This window comes from Micromonospora echinospora, assembly GCF_900091495.1.
Taxonomy (GTDB): domain Bacteria; phylum Actinomycetota; class Actinomycetes; order Mycobacteriales; family Micromonosporaceae; genus Micromonospora; species Micromonospora echinospora.
Window position 1 is genome coordinate 1,333,261 of the sequence record NZ_LT607413.1, and the last position, 19,368, is coordinate 1,352,628.

Annotated in this window: 18 protein-coding genes; 7 read left to right on the top strand and 11 right to left on the bottom strand. The window is 71.7% G+C overall.

The window, feature by feature from the left end:
* Positions 1-65: 65 nt before the first annotated feature.
* Complete coding sequence (locus tag GA0070618_RS05910; protein WP_088980737.1) at positions 66-671, top strand: uridine kinase family protein; 606 nt, start codon at positions 66-68, stop codon at positions 669-671.
* Between the two features lie 27 nt (positions 672-698).
* Here the strand turns inward: GA0070618_RS05910 and GA0070618_RS05915 are convergent, their stop codons facing one another.
* Positions 699-1,778 (bottom strand): adenosine deaminase, encoded by a 1,080-nt coding sequence (locus tag GA0070618_RS05915; protein ID WP_088980738.1) that lies wholly within the window; start codon positions 1,776-1,778, stop codon positions 699-701.
* A gap of 337 nt (positions 1,779-2,115) precedes the next feature.
* Between GA0070618_RS05915 and GA0070618_RS05920 the strand changes: the two genes are divergently transcribed.
* Genes GA0070618_RS05920 through GA0070618_RS05935 form a run of 4 tightly spaced genes read left to right on the top strand, consistent with a single transcriptional unit; the run spans position 2,116 to position 6,618 of the window.
* Entirely contained in the window at positions 2,116-3,408 is a 1,293-nt protein-coding gene (locus GA0070618_RS05920; RefSeq protein ID WP_088980739.1) for a 4Fe-4S cluster-binding domain-containing protein, read from the top strand.
* An 8-nt stretch (positions 3,409-3,416) separates the two neighbouring features.
* Positions 3,417-4,016 (top strand): uracil phosphoribosyltransferase, encoded by a 600-nt coding sequence (locus GA0070618_RS05925; RefSeq protein WP_157748918.1) that lies wholly within the window; start codon positions 3,417-3,419, stop codon positions 4,014-4,016.
* A 38-nt stretch (positions 4,017-4,054) separates the two neighbouring features.
* Positions 4,055-5,362 carry an amidohydrolase family protein gene (locus tag GA0070618_RS05930; protein ID WP_197701723.1) on the top strand — a complete coding sequence of 436 codons (1,308 nt, stop codon included), beginning with the start codon at positions 4,055-4,057 and terminating at the stop codon, positions 5,360-5,362.
* Positions 5,359-6,618, top strand: coding sequence for an MFS transporter (locus GA0070618_RS05935; protein WP_088980741.1), 1,260 nt, complete (start codon positions 5,359-5,361; stop codon positions 6,616-6,618). Before GA0070618_RS05930 ends, GA0070618_RS05935 begins: the two co-directional genes overlap by 4 nt.
* Here GA0070618_RS05935 and GA0070618_RS05940 read toward each other — a convergent pair.
* A complete protein-coding gene (locus tag GA0070618_RS05940; RefSeq protein ID WP_088980742.1) occupies positions 6,584-7,423 on the bottom strand; it encodes an inositol monophosphatase family protein in 840 nt (279 codons plus the stop codon). The two genes, GA0070618_RS05935 and GA0070618_RS05940, sit on opposite strands and share 35 nt — an antisense overlap.
* A gap of 76 nt (positions 7,424-7,499) precedes the next feature.
* On the opposite strand from GA0070618_RS05940, the gene myrA reads away from it, so the two are divergent.
* A complete protein-coding gene (gene myrA, locus GA0070618_RS05945) occupies positions 7,500-8,387 on the top strand; it encodes a 23S rRNA (guanine(748)-N(1))-methyltransferase MyrA (protein WP_088980743.1) in 888 nt (295 codons plus the stop codon).
* A gap of 131 nt (positions 8,388-8,518) precedes the next feature.
* On the opposite strand, the gene GA0070618_RS05950 is transcribed toward myrA, so the two are convergent.
* From GA0070618_RS05950 to GA0070618_RS05990, 9 genes are all read right to left on the bottom strand, one after another.
* The gene (locus GA0070618_RS05950; protein WP_088980744.1) at positions 8,519-9,202 is read right to left on the bottom strand and encodes a DUF4272 domain-containing protein; all 684 of its coding nucleotides are present in this window, start codon (positions 9,200-9,202) and stop codon (positions 8,519-8,521) included.
* A 15-nt stretch (positions 9,203-9,217) separates the two neighbouring features.
* Positions 9,218-10,498 carry a thymidine phosphorylase gene (locus GA0070618_RS05955; protein ID WP_088980745.1) on the bottom strand — a complete coding sequence of 427 codons (1,281 nt, stop codon included), beginning with the start codon at positions 10,496-10,498 and terminating at the stop codon, positions 9,218-9,220.
* Positions 10,495-11,223, bottom strand: coding sequence for a cytidine deaminase (locus GA0070618_RS05960; RefSeq protein WP_088980746.1), 729 nt, complete (start codon positions 11,221-11,223; stop codon positions 10,495-10,497). The genes GA0070618_RS05955 and GA0070618_RS05960 overlap by 4 nt, the downstream gene beginning before the upstream one ends.
* A 179-nt stretch (positions 11,224-11,402) precedes the next feature.
* Positions 11,403-12,683 (bottom strand): ABC transporter permease, encoded by a 1,281-nt coding sequence (locus tag GA0070618_RS05965; protein WP_088980747.1) that lies wholly within the window; start codon positions 12,681-12,683, stop codon positions 11,403-11,405.
* A gap of 68 nt (positions 12,684-12,751) precedes the next feature.
* On the bottom strand, positions 12,752-14,095 hold the full coding sequence (locus GA0070618_RS05970) for an ABC transporter permease (RefSeq protein WP_088980748.1): 1,344 nt from the start codon (positions 14,093-14,095) through the stop codon (positions 12,752-12,754).
* Positions 14,092-15,675: an ABC transporter ATP-binding protein gene (locus GA0070618_RS05975; RefSeq protein WP_331253153.1), complete on the bottom strand. Its 1,584-nt coding sequence runs from the start codon at positions 15,673-15,675 to the stop codon at positions 14,092-14,094. Before GA0070618_RS05975 ends, GA0070618_RS05970 begins: the two co-directional genes overlap by 4 nt.
* A 171-nt stretch (positions 15,676-15,846) precedes the next feature.
* Positions 15,847-16,911 (bottom strand): BMP family lipoprotein, encoded by a 1,065-nt coding sequence (locus GA0070618_RS05980; protein ID WP_088980750.1) that lies wholly within the window; start codon positions 16,909-16,911, stop codon positions 15,847-15,849.
* A gap of 276 nt (positions 16,912-17,187) precedes the next feature.
* Entirely contained in the window at positions 17,188-17,529 is a 342-nt protein-coding gene (locus GA0070618_RS05985) for a hypothetical protein (RefSeq protein ID WP_088985315.1), read from the bottom strand.
* Between the two features lie 127 nt (positions 17,530-17,656).
* Positions 17,657-18,661: a hypothetical protein gene (locus GA0070618_RS05990; RefSeq protein WP_197701724.1), complete on the bottom strand. Its 1,005-nt coding sequence runs from the start codon at positions 18,659-18,661 to the stop codon at positions 17,657-17,659.
* A 92-nt stretch (positions 18,662-18,753) separates the two neighbouring features.
* On the opposite strand from GA0070618_RS05990, the gene GA0070618_RS05995 reads away from it, so the two are divergent.
* Positions 18,754-19,356 carry a TetR/AcrR family transcriptional regulator gene (locus tag GA0070618_RS05995; protein ID WP_088980751.1) on the top strand — a complete coding sequence of 201 codons (603 nt, stop codon included), beginning with the start codon at positions 18,754-18,756 and terminating at the stop codon, positions 19,354-19,356.
* The last annotated feature ends 12 nt before the right edge of the window (positions 19,357-19,368 follow it).

Below are 19,368 nucleotides of genomic sequence, written 5' to 3' on the forward strand. Positions count from 1 at the left end.
CCGGGGTGTGATGAGATGTTGAGACAGTTTGATCGCAGCCCGTCTGGCCGGAGTCACCTACCGTAATGAAGCCCCCGCACCGCGTCGTCCTGCTCGCCGGCCCTTCGGGCTCCGGAAAGTCCTACGTCGCACGCCGAACCGGACTCCCCGTGCTCTGTCTCGACGATTTCTACAAGGACGGCGACGACCCTACGTTGCCACGTCGGCACGACCGAATCGACTGGGATTCGCCGCATGCCTGGGATGCCGGCTTCGCCGTGGAAACCATTGCTCGACTGGCTCGTGACGGCAAGGCCGAAGTGCCGGTTTATGCAATCGGCGAAGACCGCCGAGTGGGTACCCGGACGTTCGATCTCGCCGGAGCGCCATTCTTCGTCGCCGAGGGGATTTTCGCCGCCGAGATCGTCGCCGAATGCCGTGATCGGGGTCTTCTCGCCGGCGCGTACGCCCTTCGTCGGCCGCGCGGCGCGACATTCCTCCGCCGACTCACCCGGGACCTCGCCGAACAGCGCAAGGCACCGGGGGTGCTTCTCCGGCGCGGCCTGACGTTGCTGCGCGAGGAGCCGGCGGTGCTGCGCCGGCAGACCGGACTGGGCGCGGAGGCGGCGCGGGCCCGCGAGGTGCTGCGGCGGGTGGCCATGCTGCTCGCCGGCCACCCCCGCCGGTCCTGAATCCCGCCCGCTGGCGACCCGGCCGGGTCAGGAGAGCAGCTTCGCGTACGCCGGCTTGATCACGTCGTCGATGATCCGCAGCCGCTCGTCGAACGGGATGAAGGCGCTCTTCATCGCGTTGATGGTGAACCACTGGAGTTCCTTCCAGCCGTAGCCGAAGGCGTCCACCAGCAGCGCCATCTCCCGTGACATCGAGGTGCCGCTCATCAGCCGGTTGTCGGTGTTGACCGTCACCCGGAACCGCAGGTCGCGCAGGAGACCGATCGGGTGCTCGGCGATCGACGCGGCCGCCCCGGTCTGCACGTTGGACGACGGGCACAACTCCAGCGGGATCCGCTTGTCCCGCACGTACGCGGCCAGCCGGCCGAGCTGCGGACGGTCGTCGGTGAGGGTGATGTCGTCGACGATCCGTACCCCGTGCCCGAGGCGGTCCGCGCCGCACCACTGGATCGCCTGCCAGATCGACGGCAGACCGAACGCCTCACCGGCGTGGATGGTGAAGTGGAAGTTCTCCCGCTGGAGGTACTCGAAGGCGTCCAGGTGCCGGGTGGGCGGGAACCCGGCCTCGGCGCCGGCGATGTCGAAGCCGACCACGCCGGTGTCCCGGTGCCGGACGGCCAGTTCGGCGATCTCCTGCGACCGGGCGGCGTGCCGCATCGCGGTCAGCAGGGTGCCGACCCGGATCGGGTTGCCGGCCTGGGCGGCCAGCTCGCTGCCCTCGGCGAAGCCGGCGAGCACCGCCTCGACCACCTGGTCCAGGGTGAGGTCCTGTTCCAGGTGCTGCTCGGGGGCGAAGCGCACCTCGGCGTAGACGACTCCGTCGGCGGCCAGGTCCAGGGCGCACTCCCGGGCCACCCGGGCCAGCGCCGGTGCGGTCTGCATGACCGCCACCGTGTGCGCGAAGGTCTCCAGGTAACGCTCCAGCGAACCGGAGTTCGCCGCCTCGACGAACCACCTGCCGAGTTCGTCCGGATCGGTGCTGGGCAGCTCGTGGCCCACCTCGGCGGCCAGCTCGATGATCGTGGTCGGCCGCAGCCCGCCGTCCAGGTGGTCGTGGAGCAGCGCCTTGGGCGCCTGGACGATTTCTTCGTATCCGATTGCCACCATGACCCGACTCTAGTGGTCGGTGCCCACGGCACCGCGCCGAGCACGCCGGGCCACCCGCGACAGAGGTCAGCCCGGCCGTCCACCGCCCGGTGCGCCCGCGCGACCCCTGCCCGAGCGCACCGCCGCTTTCCAAAGAGTAATCGACAACCTACGATGGGTTGCACTTCGAAGTGATGGCTCACATCCATGATCGGCGACGCCTGGTTCCGCTGGTGACCGCCCTGACGACCGGACTATCGGGCGACTGCCGCCAGGCGCTTCCTGAACCCGTCGGACGGGGTCACGCAGGCCCGCCAATTTTCTGCGCCGCCTGCTGGCGGCGACGGGGGAGGTAGAAGTGTCAGAAACCGCGCTCGAAGCCGCGTTCGTCACACCGCAGTCGACCCGGGAGAGCCTGATCGGGGCTTTCAAGCCGCGGAGCTCGGAACTGCCGACCACCGGGTCGAGCTTCTTCATCCACCTCAGCGAGCTCTGTCCGGTCGCGTGCCTGCACTGCATGTACTCCTCGGACCTGCAACGCAAGTCGGCGAAGGACTCGTTGTCCCGGGACGAGCTGACCAAGGCGATCGATTTCATCAACGAATCTCGATCCCAGAAGCTCAACATCACCGGCGGCGGAGAGCCGTTCCTCAAATTCAACAGCATCCTGCGGCTGCTCACCGAGGTGACCACGCCGAAGATCGATGTCGTCAGCGCCGGCTACTGGGGCAAGGAGCCGACGCGGGCGAACACGCTCATCCGCCGACTCGACGCCGCCCTGGCGGACAACCCGGCCGGGCCCGAGGTCATCCTGCGGCTGAGCCTGGACCGCTACCACCTCGAAGCGCCCCGACCGGTACGGCTGGAGCACTACGGCAACGTCGCCCGGGCGTGGGCCGAGCAGCGGCCCGGCTTCGGGCTCGGCTTCCGCAGCATCGAGCCGGACTGGAACATCGTCGACCGGCAGATCGCCGAGGAGCTCGGGGCCCGTCTCGTCGACGTCAACGACTGGAACCGCAAGCTCGTCCTCCCCGACGGCCGGGAAATACCCATCACGTTCAACGTGTTCCGCCGCAGCGGCAAGGCCAGCGAGCTGGCGGAGGGCCACCACGACACGTCCCGCTCCATCCACGAGTACTACAACCCCTTCGAGACCGGCAGCAGGCGGCTCTCCCTGGCGACCACGGTCAACGACGCCATCCGCGGCAACTATGCCGCGAGTTCGGGGGTGGCCGTCACCCTGAACTCGGACGGCACCTTCTGGATCTTCTGCGGCACCGCGCCGGACCGGCGGTTGCTGCTCGGCCAGGAGAGCTTCGCCGAGGCGGTCGCCACCTTCTTCCAGGACCCGATCACCCATCTGCTCGTGGAGGAGGGGGTGTGGTCCCTGTCGGACCTGGTGATCGAACTGGACAAGGAGGCGCACGCCGCGGCGATGGCGAAGAACGACGTCGCGTCGCTGGTCGAGGACCTGCTCGACGCCGAGGACGTCCGACTCGCGGTGACTCTGGTGGCCACCCAGAAGCTCCTGGCCGAAGATCGGGCCACGCTGGACGGGTCGCACCCGCTCGGTGCGGTGTTGGCCGCCCCGCACCGGGACCTGCTCGCCGAATGCCGGGCGCTCATCGCCGAACGTCGGGCCCGGCGATGATGCCGGCGGTGGAGATCGGCGACCCGGATCACCTGTACGCGCGGATTCTGCGGGCCCGCCGACCGAGTGGCGAGATCCGGCGTCGCACCACCGAGTTGGGGACGCTGCTCGCCCGACACACGCGCGACTCCGTACGGACCTGGTCCGGTCCGGACAGCCGGGTGCTCGCCGTGGTCATCCTGCGGGGTGGCGCGCTGCTCTACCCCGGTTTCGTCGCCATGTTCGAGGACGCCGACTTCTGTTTCGTCGGCATGAGCCGCGACGCGCAGATGCGGTCCGTCCGGGCCGACTACATGACCCCCGTTCCGCAGGACGACTACGACGTGGTCATCTACCTGGACGGGGTGTGCGCCACCGGCGGCACCCTGCTGGAGACCCGGCGACTGGTCCAGAAGGAATGCGATGGCAGGTACGAGGTGGCGGCGGTGATCAGCAGTTCCGCGTCCGCGACCAGACTGCTGCGCGAGGCCGGGGTGGCCGTCGTCGGGTTGAGCCTGTACGAGTCGCTCAAGGGTGGCCTCGTCCTGCCCGACCTCGGTGAACTGGACGCCGGTGACCTGCTGAGCGGTGTCGGGTTCCCGGGCCGGCAGGAGGAGCCGGAGCGGTGAGCCTTCCTCCGTCGACGAGCGACCGCCAGGGTCCTGCGGTGGACCGCCGGGAGACCGGTGAGCGGCCGGTGCCGGTCAGCCGGGCACCCGACCCGGAGGCCGACGGGCTGTTGCTGGCCGGCCCCCGGTTGGCCACCGGCGAGGTGGTCGACGTCCTGTTGAGCGGCGGGCGGATCGCTGTCGTCCGGCCGGCGGGCACCCCGGTCGCCGACGGAGTACCGCGGCTCGACCTCTCGGGTCATCTGCTGCTGCCGGCCCCGGCCGAACCGCACTCGCACTTCGACAAGGTGCTCACCGGTACGGTGCTGGGCAACCGGACCGGTGACCTGGCCGGCGCGGTCGACGCCTGGTACGCGTACCGGCGGTCGGTGTCCCGGTCGGACGTCCGCGAACGGGCGCTACGCGCGGCGTACGAGTTGCTGGGCAGCGGGGCCACCGCGATCCGTACCCACGTGGACGTCGGTGTCGCCACCGGGCTGGGGATGCTGGAGGCGCTGCTCGAGGTGCGTGAGGAACTCGCCGGACAGGTGGAGCTACAGGTCGTCGCCATGGTCGACCGCCCCGTGACCGGCCCCGACGGCGCGGGCAACCGGGCGATGCTGGTCGAGGCGGTACGGTCGGGCGCCGACGTGATCGGGGCGGCGCCCTACAGTCACCCGGATCCGCCCGCCTGCCTGCGGCTGCTGCTCGACGTCGCGGCGGAATTCGGTCGGCCGGTGGACCTGCACACCGACGAGACACTGGACCCGGCCGTCGACACCCTGAGCGAGCTGGCCGAGCTGGTGTTGGCCACCGGCTTCCGACCGGCCGTCACCGCCAGCCACTGCGTCAGCCTGGGCGTACGCGGGGAGGAAGCCACCCGCGCGGTGGTCGCCCGGGTGGCCGCCGCCGGGATCGGTGTGATCACCTGCCCGTCCACCAACCTCTTCCTCCAGGGCCGGGGGCACGGGCACTCCGTACCCCGTGGCCTGACCGCGATCGTGGCGCTGCGGGCCGCCGGGGTGGCCGTCGCCGGTGCTGGCGACAACATGCGGGACCCGTTCAACCCGGTCGGCCGGGGTGATCCACTGGAGACGGCGTCGCTGCTGGTCACCGCAGGGCACCTGGACCCCGCGGAGGCCTATGACGCGGTCAGCGCCCAGGCCCGTACGGTGATGGGCCTGCCGGCCGTACGGATCGAGGCGGGTGCGCCGGCCGAGTTGCTGGCGATCCGGGCGCAATCGTTGACCGACGCGATCGCAGCGGCCAACATGGACCGAATGGTGATTCATCGGGGCCGGCTGGTCAGCCGGACACGGGTGGAACGCACTTTCTCGCCGCCGCTGCCGGCGGCGGCCCGGCGATGACGGCCACCATGTCCGCCGGTCCGGTGCTCCGGACCAACTGGAGCCGGGTGCTGCTCACCTATCTCGCCGGGGTGCTGGCAGCGGCCGCCCTCGGCAAGATCGGCCCGGTGTTCGGGCCGCTCCAGTCGGATCTCGGCCTCTCGCTGCCCGCCGTCGGCTGGGCGGCGTCCGCCATGACCGGGGTCGCGGCGGCCCTGGGTCTGATCGGTGGCGTGTGGACCGACCGGCTGGGCGACCGGCGCAGCCTGTTGGCCGGGCTGGTCCTGCTCGCCGTGACCGGCGCCGCCGGGGCACTCGCCTGGGACGCGACGAGCCTGCTCGTCCTGCGGCTGTTCGAAGGCACCGGATACCTGCTGGTCGTGGTCGCGGCGCCAGCGCTGATCATGCGGCTGACCACCGGCGCCGACCGGGTGACCGCGCTCTCGGTGTGGGGGACGTTCATCCCGGTCGGATTGGCCGTCGGCTCGGGGGCCGGCGGAGTCGTCGCCGGTGGTGTGGGCTGGCGCTCCTGGTTCCTCCTGCTCGGCGCGGGCGTCGCGGCGGTCGCGGCGGTCGCAGCGGTCCGGCTCCCCGGCCCCGGCCGGTACGCCGGCCGGGCGGGACGAGCCGACGAAGGACCAGACCTGACGGTCGGGAAGCCGGACGGCCACACCGGCGTTCCGGCCACCCGTCCCCGGATCCGGGCGGCTGTGCTGGCCCGGATACTGGCGCTCTCCGCCGGGTTCGGCGCGGTGTCGATGATCAGCGTGGCGATGCTGACCCTGCTGCCCACGTTCCTCTCCACCGACGTGGGTCTCGGCTCGTCGACAGCCGGGCTGGCCGTCGCGCTGGTCTCGCTCGTCAGCGTGCCCGGCGGGATCGTCGCCGGATGGTTGTTACGCCGCCTGGCCGGGATCCCGGTGCTCGGCCCGCTGGCCCTCACCATGCCGCTCCTGGCCATCGTGATCTTCAGCGGAGCCCGGATCCCCGCCCTGGCCATCGGGGCCGCCGCCGTGCTGCTGTTCGTCAACGGGATCCTGGTGGCGGTGGCGTTCGCCGCCGTGCCGCAGGTGGTCGACGGCGCGGATCAGCTCGGCATGGGCAACGGGCTGCTGGTGCAGTTGGGCAGCTGCGGGTCACTGCTCGGGCCGCCGCTGTTCGCCGCCACGGTGGACCGGTTCGGCTGGGGGCCGGTGCCGGTCGTGGTCGGCGTCGCCGCCGTCCTCGGCCTGGTCCTGTTCCTCATCGCCCACCGGTCTCCGGCGCCCCGGCGGTGAACAGCCCGCAGAGCTGGTCGAAGGTGGGACGGTCGGCGGCGGCCAGCAGTGGCAGGGCGTTGCCGCCGGTGACCCGGTAGGGGGTGCCGTCAGCGGCACCGGCGCAGCCACCGGCCCGCTCGTACAGAAACAGCCCGGCCGCGTGGTCCCACGGTTTCTCCCAGCTCACCGCGAGCGCGTCGGCCCGGCCGGTGACCAGGTCGAGATAGCTGTGACCGATCCCGTCGCAGGGGACGACGGTCGCGCCGAGTCCGGCGAGCCGGTCGACCACCAACTGGTCGACCGGGGTGTGGTAGCGCGGATCGGTGTTGACCACCCGCAGCCCCGGCCACCCGGCCCCAGCGGGGACGGTGACCGGCCGGCCGTCCAGCCAGGCACCACCCGCCGACCCTGCCGAGGCGGTGGCCAACGTCCCGCTGACCGGGGCGTAGACCCAGGACGCCACGGTCCGTCCGGCCACGGAGAGTGCCACCATGGTGCTGAACCGGGTGCCGCCGGCGACGAAACCAGCCGTACCGTCGACGGGGTCGATGATCCAGACCGGCGCCGGCCCGCCGAGCGCAGCCAGCACGGCCGGGTCGCGGGCGACCGCCTCCTCACCGACGGCGGTGGAGCCGGGGAGCAGCCGAACCAGTTCCTCGGTGAGCCGCTGCTCGGTCAGCGTGTCGGCGACGGTCACCAGGTCGCCGGGGGCCTTCTCCGCGATGCTGGCGGCGTCCAGCCGGCGGAACCGGGTCATCACCACCTCGTCGACGACCCGCCTGACCAACTGACCCACTGCGGTGAACCGGGCGAGATCCAGCATCGCCCGATGCTAGTGGTCGGCGCCGCGTCCGGCTGACCCGCTCAGCGTCGCCGGCCGACGACCCTAGGCTGACCGGGTGCACCCCGACCTGCTCCCCCACCTCCGCTGCCCGGTCTGCGGCCAGCCGCTGCACCAGGCCGACGCGGCGCCGCCCCGCGCCCTGCGGTGCCCGGCCGGGCACAGCTTCGACATCGCCCGACAGGGTTACGTCAACCTGCTGACGGGCCGGGCACCGCACGTCGGCGACACCGCCGAGATGATCGCCGCCAGGGAGGAGTTCCTGGCCGCCGGGCACTACGACCCGTTCTCGGCGGCACTCGCCACCGTGGCCGCACGGGCGGTGCCGCGTCCTGTCCGGTCCGGCGACGGCGTGGCCGAACCGGTGGCGTACCCGGATCTGGTGGTGGACGCCGGAGCCGGCACCGGCCGGCACCTCGCCGCGGTGCTCGACGCCGTGCCGACCGCCGTCGGCCTGGCGCTGGACGTCTCGAAGCCCGCACTACGCCGGGCGGCCCGGGCGCATCCCCGGGCCGGCGCGGCCGTCTGCGACACCTGGGGCCGGTTGCCGCTGGCCGACGCCACGGTCGCGGTACTGGTCAACGTCTTCGCCCCGCGCAACGGGCCGGAATTCCGTCGGGTACTCCGGCCGGACGGCGTCCTGCTCGTGGTGACACCGACCGCCGAACACCTGGTCGAGCTGGTGGACCGGCTGGGGCTGCTGCGGGTCGACCCGACCAAGGACGCCCGAGTGGCCGGCAGCCTCGCGAAACACTTCGAACCGGCCGGGCAGAGCACCCACCGGCACCGGCTCCAGCTGACCCGGAAGGAGGTGCGGACCCTGGTCGGTATGGGGCCGAGCGCCTGGCACACCGACCCGGCCCGGCTCACCGCGCGGATCGCCACCCTGCCCGAGCCGGTCACGGTGACCGCCGCCGTCCGGCTCACCCACTACCGCCCGACCTGACCGCCCGGCCCGCCACCCGGCCGTCCCGGGTCGGCGGGCCGAAGCCGGCAGCCCCAGGTGGCGGGCCGAAGCTGGCAGCCCCGCGCGCCGAACCGGGCCGGCAGCCCCGGGTGTCTCGGGCGGCGAGGTCCTCAGGTGGAGAGGTCGACCTCTTCCCAGCCCGGGGGCGGGTCGTGGTACGGACCGCGCAGCACCACGGCCCACTCCAACGCCCAGCGACGCTGGCCGATGGCGTGCGAGTCGATCACCCCCGGCAACGGCAGCCCTTCCCGCTCCGATTCCAGGTACGCCCAGTCCAGGCAGTAGTGCAGGTCGAGCAGGGCCGCCGCGTCGGCGGGATGCTGCGGGGCGACGAGCAGCCGTGCCCGCCAACCGTCGAACGTCTCCCCGCCGGCGATGTTGGGCAGCTTCGCCACCAGGTCGTCGTCGACCGGCAGGGACGGGTCGAGCTGCCGGGTCAGGCCGAGCACCCAGGTCAGCGCGAAGAGGGCGTCGTGGTGCAGCACGAACGAGCGGTGGTCGCCCTTGCCGGCGGTGACGAAGTCCCACTCCGGCGGGGTGACCGAGTCCATCAGCCGCGAGTTGAGCAGCCAGCCCATCGCCGCCTCGGCCGGCATGCCGAAGCAGCGGGCCAGGATCAGGTGCAGGACGGCGATCCGCGCCTCGACCTCGCTGACCGGCCGCACATCGATCTCGTCCCCCGGCTCCCAGACCAGCGGGAAGTTCTCCGGCGGCAACGGCAGCCCGAGCCGGCTCAGCTCGTCGAGACTCGCCTCCCGGACGTCACCCGGGTCGGGCGCGGGTACGGCGGTCACCTCGGCCCGCCCGCCTCAGGCGATCCGCTCGATCACCAGCGGGTTCGCCGCTGGCGCGGTCGGGGTGATCCGGACCGCCTCCGCCGCCTCGGCCCGGGCGGCCGGGATCCGGCCGGCGTCCTCGGCCCGCAACTCGTAGAGGGGTTCACCGGCCCGGACCGGGTCACCGGGGCGCTTGTGCAGCACCACCCCGGCCGGGACGCTGACCGGGTCCTCCTTGCGGGCCCGGCCCGCGCCGAGTCGCCAGGCGGCCACCCCGATCGCGTACGCGTCGACCGCGGCGACGAACCCGCCTGCCTCGGCACGGACCACCTCGACCTCGTTGGCCTTCGGCATCGGGGCGTCCGGGTCGCCGCCCTGGGCCCGGACCATCGCCCGCCAGGCGTCCATCGCCCGACCGCTGCGGAGCGCGGCGGCCGGGTCGGCGTCCGGCAGTCCGGCGGCGTCGAGCATCTCCCGGGCCAGGGCGAGGGTCAGCTCCACCACGTCGGCCGGGCCGCCCCCGGCGAGCACCTCCACCGACTCGGTCACCTCGACCGCGTTGCCGACCGCGAGACCGAGCGGGGTGGACATGTCGGTGAGCAGGGCGACCGTCCGCACGCCGTGCGCGTCTCCCAGCCCGACCATGGTGCGGGCCAGTTCCCGGGCCTGGTCGACGGACTTCATGAACGCCCCGGAGCCGACCTTCACGTCGAGCACCAGCGCGCCGGTGCCCTCGGCGATCTTCTTGCTCATGATCGAGCTGGCGATCAGTGGGATCGCCTCGACGGTGCCGGTGACGTCGCGCAGCGCGTAGAGCTTGCGGTCGGCCGGGGCGAGCCCCTCCCCGGCGGCGCAGACCACCGCGCCGACGTCGCGGAGCTGGGCGATGAACTCGTCGTTGGTCAGCGCGGCCCGCCAGCCGGGGATCGACTCCAGCTTGTCGAGGGTGCCGCCGGTGTGCCCGAGGCCCCGCCCGGAGAGTTGCGGCACCGCCGCCCCGCAGGCCGCGACCAGCGGGGTCAGCGGGAGCGTGATCTTGTCGCCGACCCCGCCGGTGGAGTGCTTGTCGACGGTGGGTCGATGCACGGCGGAGAGGTCCAGCCGCTCGCCGCTGGCGATCATCGCGGCCGTCCAGCGGGCGATCTCCGGAAGGGTCATGCCGCGCAGCAGGATCGCCATGGCCAGCGCGGACATCTGCTCGTCGGCCACCAGCCCCCGGGTGTACGCGTCGACCACCCAGTCGATCTGCGCGTCGGAGAGCACGCCGCCGTCCCGCTTGGCGCGGATGACGTCGACCGCCGCGAAACCGCTCATCGCTCCCCCTCCCCAGCCTGCTGGCCGGGCCAGCGGGCCGGGATCTCCGTCGGCGGTTCGCCCTCGCCGGCCCAGTACATGGTGCCGGTCGCGTCGACCACCACCACCCGGGGCGTCCGGGCGTGTCCCCAGGTGATCGCCGCAGCCGGGTCGTCCCAGGTGGGGCCCTCCTCCAGCACGCCGGTCTCGGCGCCCACGTCGTCACCGGCCGACCGTTCCCAGTACGCCGTCCAGACCTGCTGCCCGGCGTTCAGGTCCGGATGCACGAAGACGGTGCCCCGGCCCCGCCAGGCGGCCAGCCGCTCCGGCACCACCGGCACCGGGACCTCGCCGACCACCGCCTCCAGGTCGGCCACGTCGAACGCGTGCGGCAACAGTTCGGCCATCCGCAGCGGGCCGCCCTTCGCCTCGATCAGGCACTCCGGTCCGCCGTGCTCCCAGAGGATCTGCCGGCACCGGCCGCACGGCATCAGCGGCTCGCCGGTGGCGTCCACGCAGGAGAGGGCCACCAGCCGCCCGCCGCCGGAGGAGTGCAGCGCGGAGACCACGCCGCACTCGGCGCAGAGCACCACCCCGTACGCGGCGTTCTCGACGTTGCAGCCGACCACCACCCGACCGTCGTCGACCAGGGCTGCGGCCCCGACCGGGAACCTCGAGTAGGGCACGTAGGCGTGCCGCATGGCCTCGGTGGCGGCGGCGCGCAGCCGCTCCCAGTCGATGTCCATGCCGGCGATTCTGCCCCACTCCTGCGGCGGCCTGCGGCGGGGCCCGGCCTGCCCGGTTCCGGGTCGTCCTCGACACGTTAGCGACGGCGGACGGGCCCGGGGACGTACCGTCGGATCGCCGACCGGAAGGCGCGTGGGCCCGGTGGGATCGATCCCACCGGGCCCACGGACGCGAGCGGTCAGCCCTTGATGTACGGCTTGCCGTCGGCGGCCGGCGCGCGGACCTTACCGACCAGGCCGGCCACCGCCAGCATCGTGGCCAGGTACGGCAGCATGGCCAGGAACTCGCCCGGGATCACGCTGTTGATCGCGCTCAGGTAGGTGCCGAGCTGGTCGGCGAAGCCGAAGAAGAGGGAGGCGAGCAGCGCCCCGGTGGGACTCCACCGGCCGAAGATCAGCGCGGCCAGCGCGATGAAGCCCTTACCTCCGATCATGTTCTTGCTGAACGAGTAGAGGGCCAGCGTGTAGGAGGCACCGCCGATCCCGGCGACCACCCCGGCCAGCAGCACGTTGCGGTACCGCACCCGGAGCACCTGCACCCCGAGGGTGTCAGCGGCGGTGGGGTGTTCGCCGACGGCTCGGGTCCGCAGGCCCCACCGGGTACGGAACAGCCCGAACTGCACCACCAGCACCAGGATCAGCGCCAGGTAGAGGAAGAAGTTGCCCTCGAACAGCGCCGGACCGATCACCGGGATGTCGGAGAGCAGCGGGATCGACCAGGTCTTGGCATGCGGCGGCTGGTTGTAGGTCGGCGCGTCCGGCTGCATCAGCCGTTCGTAGATGAACCCGGTCAGGCCGACCGCCAACAGGTTGAGCACGATCCCCATCACCACCTGGTCGACCAGGTAACGGATGGTGAAGACGGCCAGCAGCAGCGAGATGAAGGCGCCGCCCAGCGCGGCGGCGAACAGGCCCACCCAGAGGCTGCCGGAGAGGGTGCCGAACAGTGCCCCGGCGAACGCGCCCATCAGCAGTTGGCCCTCGATCGCCACGTTCACCACGCCGGAGCGTTCACAGAGCACCCCGGCGAGCGACCCGAAGATCAGTGGCAGGGCCAGCAGGAAGGTGTTCCGGACGATGTTCACCATCGGCATGAAGTTCTGCCCCACCGGCGCGGCCGAGACCTGCCAGCAGAGGAACGAGAACACGAAACCGATCACACCGACGGCGAGCAGCAGCCGGAACCAGCCAGCGGCGGCACCGGACAGCAGCGCCACCCCGGCCGCCGTCGCGACCAGCCCGAAGACGACCGCGCCAAGAGTGCCGTTGATCTCCAGCGCGGCGCCACCCGCATCCTCGCTGAGGGTGAACCGGGCCTGTTCCCCGGTGGCCAGCGCTCCGAAGAGCACGGTCGCCAGGACCCCGAACACCGCCAGTCCGAGGCCGACCTTACGGTCCCGGGTCCAGAACCCACGATGCACGGGGGCGACCACGACCTCCCCGACAGTCATCGTCGACATCTACCCATCTCCGTTCGCAACTGCGGAGTTCATGCGCCCTGCTCGTCGGTTCCTCGTGCCCGCCACGGCTACCAGCCCTTCGCCAGGCTGGTCTGGAGGCGGGCGGCCCGTGCGGCGCGGAGCTGGAAGATCGCCTTCACCAGTGCCGGCGCGGCAATGAAGATGACGATCAACGCCTGTAGCACGGTGACCAGTTCCAGTGAGATCCCGGAGTACGACTGCATCCGGTTGCCGCCGGCCTGTAGCGCGCCGAACAGCAGCGCGGCCATGGCGACCCCCCAGGGGGTGACCCGGCCCAGCAGGGCGACCAGGATGCCGTCGAAGCCGATCTGGGCCACCACGAGCGGAGTGAGCGAGTTCGCCGTGGAGCCGACCACCATGTTCGCCCCGCCGAGCCCGGCCAGCGCACCGGCGATCACCATGAGCAGCACGTACGTGCGGGTCACGCTGATCCCGGCGGTCCGGGCGGCGTCCGGGTTGGCGCCGACGGCACGCAGTTCGAACCCGAAGGTCGAGCGGTTGAGCAGCCAGGCGACCGCCCCGGTCGCCACTACGGCCAACAGGATGCCGGCGTGTACCCGCAGATCGCCGCCGAGCAACCGGGGCAGTTGGGCCGACGAGTCGACTGCGCGGCTGATCGCGTCGGACCGGTCGGGCGCGTGCACGCCGTCCTGCATGATCACCCAGGACAGCAGGTAGAACGCGACGTAGTTGAGCATGATCGTGTTGATCACCTCGTGGGCGCCGGTCCGTGCCTTGAGGAAGCCCGGGACGAATCCCCAGACCGCCCCGCCCAGCGCACCGGCGGCCAGCGCCACGAACAGGTGCACCACCGGCGGCAGCGGCAGCAGGAAGCCGGCCAGCGCGGCCATGATCACACCGAGGGTCGCCTGCCCCTGCGCGCCGATGTTGAACAGCCCACCCCGGAACGCCAGGGCCACCGACAGACCGGTGAAGACCAGCGGCGTGGTGTAGGTGAGCGTCTCGGAGATCGGCGCGAACACCGGCTGCCAGCCGCCGGAGCCGTCGATCCACGCGGAGACCGCGGCCGGGTCGACCACCGCGCCCTTGAACAGGTTGGCGTACGCCTCGCTGACCACGGCCCAACTGGAGCTGAGCGCGTCGGTCGGACGGGCGGTGAAGTAGGCGTAGGCGCCCAGCACCTCCGGGTCGGAGATGATGATCAAGATGGCGCCGATCACCATCGCCAACAGGATGGCCAGCACGGTGACCGTGACGGTGTTGGCCGCCCAGAGGTTGTGCAGGAACCGGCTGCCCAACGAGCCGGGCGCCTCGCCGGCGCCGTCCGGCGCCTTCGTCCCGGCCGGGGTACGGGTGCCCGGGTCGGCGCCCGCCGCCTGGTCCGCCCGCTCCTTGACCGGCGGGGCCGTCCCGCCGCCGAGCTCGCTCATCGTGATGCCTCGATTGCTGAAAGGGAATCAGGAGTCGTGGGGGTGGCCGCCTCGCCGGTGATACCAGCCATCAACAGACCGATCTCTTCGCGCGGGGTGTCCGGAGAGATGATCCGTAGGATCCGGCCCCGGTACATCACCGCGATCCGGTCGGCCAGGCCGATCACCTCGTCCAGCTCGCTGGAGACCACCAGCACCGCCGTTCCGACGTCCCGCTCGTGCACGATGCGCCGGTGGATGAACTCGATCGAGCCGACATCCACCCCCCGGGTGGGTTGCGCGGCCACGAAGAGCTTCAGCGGGCGGGACAGTTCCCGCGCCACGATCACCTTCTGCTGGTTACCGCCCGAGAGGGTGCCCACCGCGGCGTCGGCGCTGGGCGTACGGATGTCGAACTGGTCGATCCGCTCGGCGGCCGACCGGGCGATCGCGTCCGGCTTCAGCGCCAGCCCGCTGCTGAACGGCGGCTGGTCGTAGATGTCGAGAACCAGGTTCTCCGCGACCGAGAACTCCTTGACCACCCCGTCGACACTGCGGTCCTCCGGCACGTAGCCGACCCCGGCGCGGAGCACCTGCTTGGGCGACCAGCCGTCGATCCGCTCCCCGGCCAGGGTCACCGAACCGGCGAGCGCCGGCCGCAGCCCCATGATCGCCTCGATCAGTTCGGTCTGGCCGTTGCCCTGTACGCCGGCGATACCGAGCACCTCACCGGCGCGGATGGTCAGGTCCACCCCGTCCACCGCCCGGCACTGCCGTTCGTCGTCGACGACGAGGCCGCTCACCTCCAGCACCGGCTCGCCGGGCTGGGCCGGGGTCTTGTCGACGGTGAGCTGGACGTGCCGCCCGACCATCAGGGCGGCGAGTTCGTCCCGGCTCGCCTCCGGTGAGGCGGTGCCGACGGTCCGGCCCCGGCGGATCACCGTGATCCGGTCGGCGATGGCCTTGACCTCACCCAGCTTGTGGGTGATGAAGACGATCGACTTACCGGCCGCCTTGAGCGACCGCATGACCGTGAGCAGTTCCTCGGTCTCCTGCGGAGTGAGCACCGCGGTCGGCTCGTCCAGGATGAGCAGGTCGACCTCTCGGGTCAGCGCCTTGACGATCTCGACCCGCTGCTGGATGCCGACCGGCAGGTCCTCGATCACCGCGTCCGGGTCGACCCGCAGGTGGTAGCGCTCCGAGACCTCGACCACCTGACGCCGGGCACGCCGCTTGTCGAGGAAGCCGGCGATGCCGCCGCGTACCTGCTCGGCGCCGAGCATCACGTTCTCGGTGACGGTGAAGACGGGCACCAGCATGAAGTGCTGGTGCACCATGCCGATGCCGGCCGCGATCGCGTCCGACGGCCCACGCAGCTTCAGCGGCTTCCCGTCGACCAGGATCTCGCCCTCGTCCGGCTGGTAGAGCCCGTAGAGGACGTTCATCAGAGTCGACTTGCCCGCGCCGTTCTCGCCGAGCAGGGCGTGAATCTCTCCAGGCTCCACCGTCAGGTCGATGTGGTCGTTGGCAACCAGATCACCGAACCGCTTGGTGATGCCACGCAGTTCGAGTCTCAGCGGAACCTCCCGAGTCCGAGCGATGGTGCAGCCTAGCCGCCGGGCGGCCCGGCGAGGAACAGGTTCGTCGATCCGCAGCGTTGTCGCCGCGGGCGTTCCGAGCTGGCTCGGAGCACCCGCGGCGACCGCATGCTCATACCGCTATGCCGGCCGGCCACCGGATCGGCGGTCGCGCCGCCGACGGCCGGTCCGGGGTCACTTCGGCTGGGCCGCGGAGGTGACGGTGACGGTGCCGGCGACGATGTCGGCCTTGAGCTTGTCGATCTCGGCCTTCAGCTCGGCCGGGACCTTGCTGTCGAACTCGTGGTACGAGGCGAGGCCGACACCGTTGTTCTCCAGCGTGCCGAGGAAGCCCTTGGCCTGGTCCAGCTTCTCGCCATCGGCGGCGCGGGTCACCGCTTCGGTCACCGCGTCCTTGACGTTCTTGATCACGGTGGTGATGATCGCCGCGCAGTGCGGGGTGCTCTCGCAGCCGTCGCTGTCCACCCAGATCGTCGAGAACTTGCCGCCCGAGGCCAGCGCCGCGGCGGTGGTGCCCACGCCGGAGCCACCGGCGGCCGGCATGATGATGTCCGCGCCCTGGGCGACCAGGGTGTCGCCGACCTTCTTGCCCTCGTCCTGCTTGACGAAGTCGTTGGTGAACGAGCCGTTCTGGGTGGCCTTGTCCCAGCCGATGACCTTGACGGTCTTGCCCTTGGCCCTGTTGTAGTGGGCGACCCCGTCGACGAAGCCGTCCATGAAGATGGTCACCGGCGGGATCTTCATGCCGCCGTAGGTGCCGACCGTGCCGGTCTTGGTCATACCCGCCGCCAGGTAGCCGGCCAGGAAGGCGGCCTGGGCGGTGTCGAACTGCATCGGGAAGACGTTGGTCTCCGGCACCTTCGCGTCCACGATGCCGAACTGCTGGTTCGGGTTCGCCTTGGCGATCTTCGAGGTGGCGTCGAGCATCAGGCCGCCGACGGCCAGGACGAAGTTGCACTTCTGGTTGACGTACTGGGTCAGGTTCGGCTCGTAGTCGGCCTCGGCCTTGGACGCCACGTACTTGATCTCGATGTTGCTGTTCTTGGCCTTGGCGGCCTCCAGGCCCGCCCAGGCCGAGGTGTTGAACGACTTGTCGTCGATGCCGCCGACGTCGGTCACCATGCAGGCGGTGTACTTCTCGCCCCCCTCGCCGGCACCGGTGTTCTCCTCCGGAGCCTCACCACACGCGGCGGCGCCGAGCACCAGCCCGCCGACCGCGAGGGCCGAGACGACCCGCATCCCACGCACAGAGCGCAAGACGACTCCCTCCCCATCGCCACCGCGTTACGACGGTGACAGTCATCAAGCCGGCCTGCGCCTTGCCGCCGGCGTCTCACGTTACGGACGCGAAGCGTAGCCGCACGCCCTCCCGCCGGCCGACAATCGTGCACGACTGTTGAACGGCTGTTACCGGTACGTAACCGTCGCGTGCGGCAGGTCACTCGCCGGGTTCCCGGAAACCCGCCGGGCGCTGCCGGACGTGGGCTTCCACCCGGCGTCCGGCCACCCGGAGCGTCACCGCCAGAAGACCGCCACCGCCGCGTTGACCAGGGTCAACCCGACGATTGCCAGGAAATGCCCCCGGTTGACCGCCTCCCGCTTCCGGGAGAAGAAAACCATGACGAAGATGAGCAGCGCGAGCACCAACTTGGTAACAAGCTTCGCCGGCGCCGGTTCGTCACCGTCCCGCAGCGGGGCGGAGAGACCCAGGCCGGTCACCAGTTGGATGATCGATCCCCAGAGCATCGCGGGATTGATCCTGATCCGTCCGGAGACGAGTTGGGCGACGCCACCGCCGAGCAGCAAGGCGAAACCGATCAGGTGGACATAGAGGAGTACGAGCCGGATAGCTTCCACGCCGTACATCCTCCCCCATCAACGACACGTCGTAGTAGCCGCCCCGGGGTGCGATTCGTGGTTGCAGGGGGCCCTTCCTCGGCAAAAAGCGGTAGCAAGGGCCCCCTGCAACCACCCCAGGCGGGCGTCAGCCGGTGACCGTCGCCGGCTTCGCCCGCCCGGGGACGGGGGCGGGCAGCGCCCGGGTGGCGTCCGCCGGGGCGCGCCGGCCGAGCAGGGTCAGACCGACTCCGATCACGGCGTAGCCGGCCAGCGTGGCGAGCGCGTGACCGGCGCCGGCACCGTCGAAGAACGCGGCCGAGCGGAGCAGGGTGCCGCCGGAACCGGCCGGCAGCCACTGCCCGACCGCGCCCCACGGCTGCGGCAGCAGCTCGGGGGCGGCGGAAACCGCCGAGAGCGGGTTACCGGCCAGGAACACCAGCAGCGCGCCGAGACCGATCCCCGCTCGCCCGAGCAGCGCGGCGAGGCCGGCGACGGTGGCGGACGCGGCCAGCGCGAACAACCCCATGGCGCCCGCCTCGGCGAGCAGCCCGCCGTCGAGGACGCCCAGCCAGCCATGCAGCACGAGAAGACCACCCGCCCCGGCCAGCACCGCGTAGCCGAGCAGGCCGACCAGCCGGGCGACGCGACCGGCGACCAGGAGGGCGAGCGCCGCCCCGGCGACCAGGCTGGTCAACGTGAGCGGCAGGAACCCGGCGGCGAGGCCGGTGCCACGCGGGTCGTCGGGCGCGGCGGGCACCACCTCCACCACGGACACCGGTCGACCCCCGGCCAGACCGCCGACCGCCTCGGTGAGCAGCGCGGCGACCGTGGGGCTGGCCGCGGGGGCGGTGTGCAGCGCCAACCCGTCCGGACCGACGACCAGGGCCGCGTACGCCTCGCGGTCGCGCAGCGCCTCGTCGGCCGCAGCCGCGTCCGGGCGGGTGGTGACCGCGAAGCCACCCGGCCGGGCGGCGGTCAGCCGGGCGACGATGTCGTCCACGGCGGGGGCTGGCCCGGCGACGACGACCGGCAGGTCACGCGGGGCCAGGTTCGCCGCCGGAGCCGCGAACAGGGGTACCAGCAACGCCTGCACACCGACCACGAAGCCGGCGACCAGCAGGGCGAGCATCAGGGGCGACCGGGCACGCATCTCCCGCTCCTTCCAAAACGAACGCTCATTCTCTTTTAAGTCGAGGCTCCTCCCCCGGTGACGAAAAATCAAGAACGAACGTTCGCTCTACAATGTGTGGCGTGCCCCGCGTCTCGGAGGAACACCTCGCCGCCCGCCGCCAGCAGATCCTCGACGCGGCCCGGCGCTGTTTCCTGCGCAACGGCTTCCACCAGACCACCATGCAGGACGTGATCGCCGAGGCGGGGCTCTCGGTGGGCGCGGTCTACCGGTACTTCCGCAGCAAGAACGACCTGATCGCGGCGATCGCCGAGTCGGTCGTCGGCGGCGCCGGCCGGATCTTCGCCGAGCTGGCCGAGGTGGAGCCGCCGCTCCCGGTGATCGAGGTGCTGAGCCGGGCGCTGGACTACGTCGACACCCACACCGGTCCGGACGGCCAGCTCCGGATCGGCCTCCAGGTGTGGGCGGAGTCGCTGCGCGACCCGGCACTGGCCGAGTTGGTCGCGTCGAAGTACACCGGCATCCGTGGCCACTTCGCGGTGGTCGTCCGGCGCGCCCAGCGCAGCGGCGAACTGCCCGTCGACGCCGACGTCGAGGGAGTCGCCGCCGCGCTGTTCGGCATGATCCTCGGCTACCTGCTACAGCGGATCCTCACCGGTCGCCCGGACCGGGCCAGCTACCTCGCCGGCGTCCGGGCCCTCCTCGCCAACGCCTGACCCCGGGGCCCC

Coding starts and splice junctions, on each gene's coding strand:
- GA0070618_RS05960 (WP_088980746.1), bottom strand. CDS start 11,223: ATGGACATCGACTGGGAGCGGCTGCGCGCCGCCGCCACCGAGGCCATG.
- GA0070618_RS05940 (WP_088980742.1), bottom strand. CDS start 7,423: ATGCTGGATCTCGCCCGGTTCACCGCAGTGGGTCAGTTGGTCAGGCGG.
- GA0070618_RS05965 (WP_088980747.1), bottom strand. CDS start 12,683: ATGTCGACGATGACTGTCGGGGAGGTCGTGGTCGCCCCCGTGCATCGT.
- GA0070618_RS05915 (WP_088980738.1), bottom strand. CDS start 1,778: ATGGTGGCAATCGGATACGAAGAAATCGTCCAGGCGCCCAAGGCGCTG.
- GA0070618_RS05990 (WP_197701724.1), bottom strand. CDS start 18,661: ATGCGTGCCCGGTCGCCCCTGATGCTCGCCCTGCTGGTCGCCGGCTTC.
- GA0070618_RS05995 (WP_088980751.1), top strand. CDS start 18,754: ATGTGTGGCGTGCCCCGCGTCTCGGAGGAACACCTCGCCGCCCGCCGC.
- GA0070618_RS05935 (WP_088980741.1), top strand. CDS start 5,359: ATGACGGCCACCATGTCCGCCGGTCCGGTGCTCCGGACCAACTGGAGC.
- GA0070618_RS05980 (WP_088980750.1), bottom strand. CDS start 16,911: ATGCGGGTCGTCTCGGCCCTCGCGGTCGGCGGGCTGGTGCTCGGCGCC.
- GA0070618_RS05955 (WP_088980745.1), bottom strand. CDS start 10,498: ATGAGCGGTTTCGCGGCGGTCGACGTCATCCGCGCCAAGCGGGACGGC.
- GA0070618_RS05970 (WP_088980748.1), bottom strand. CDS start 14,095: ATGAGCGAGCTCGGCGGCGGGACGGCCCCGCCGGTCAAGGAGCGGGCG.
- GA0070618_RS05910 (WP_088980737.1), top strand. CDS start 66: ATGAAGCCCCCGCACCGCGTCGTCCTGCTCGCCGGCCCTTCGGGCTCC.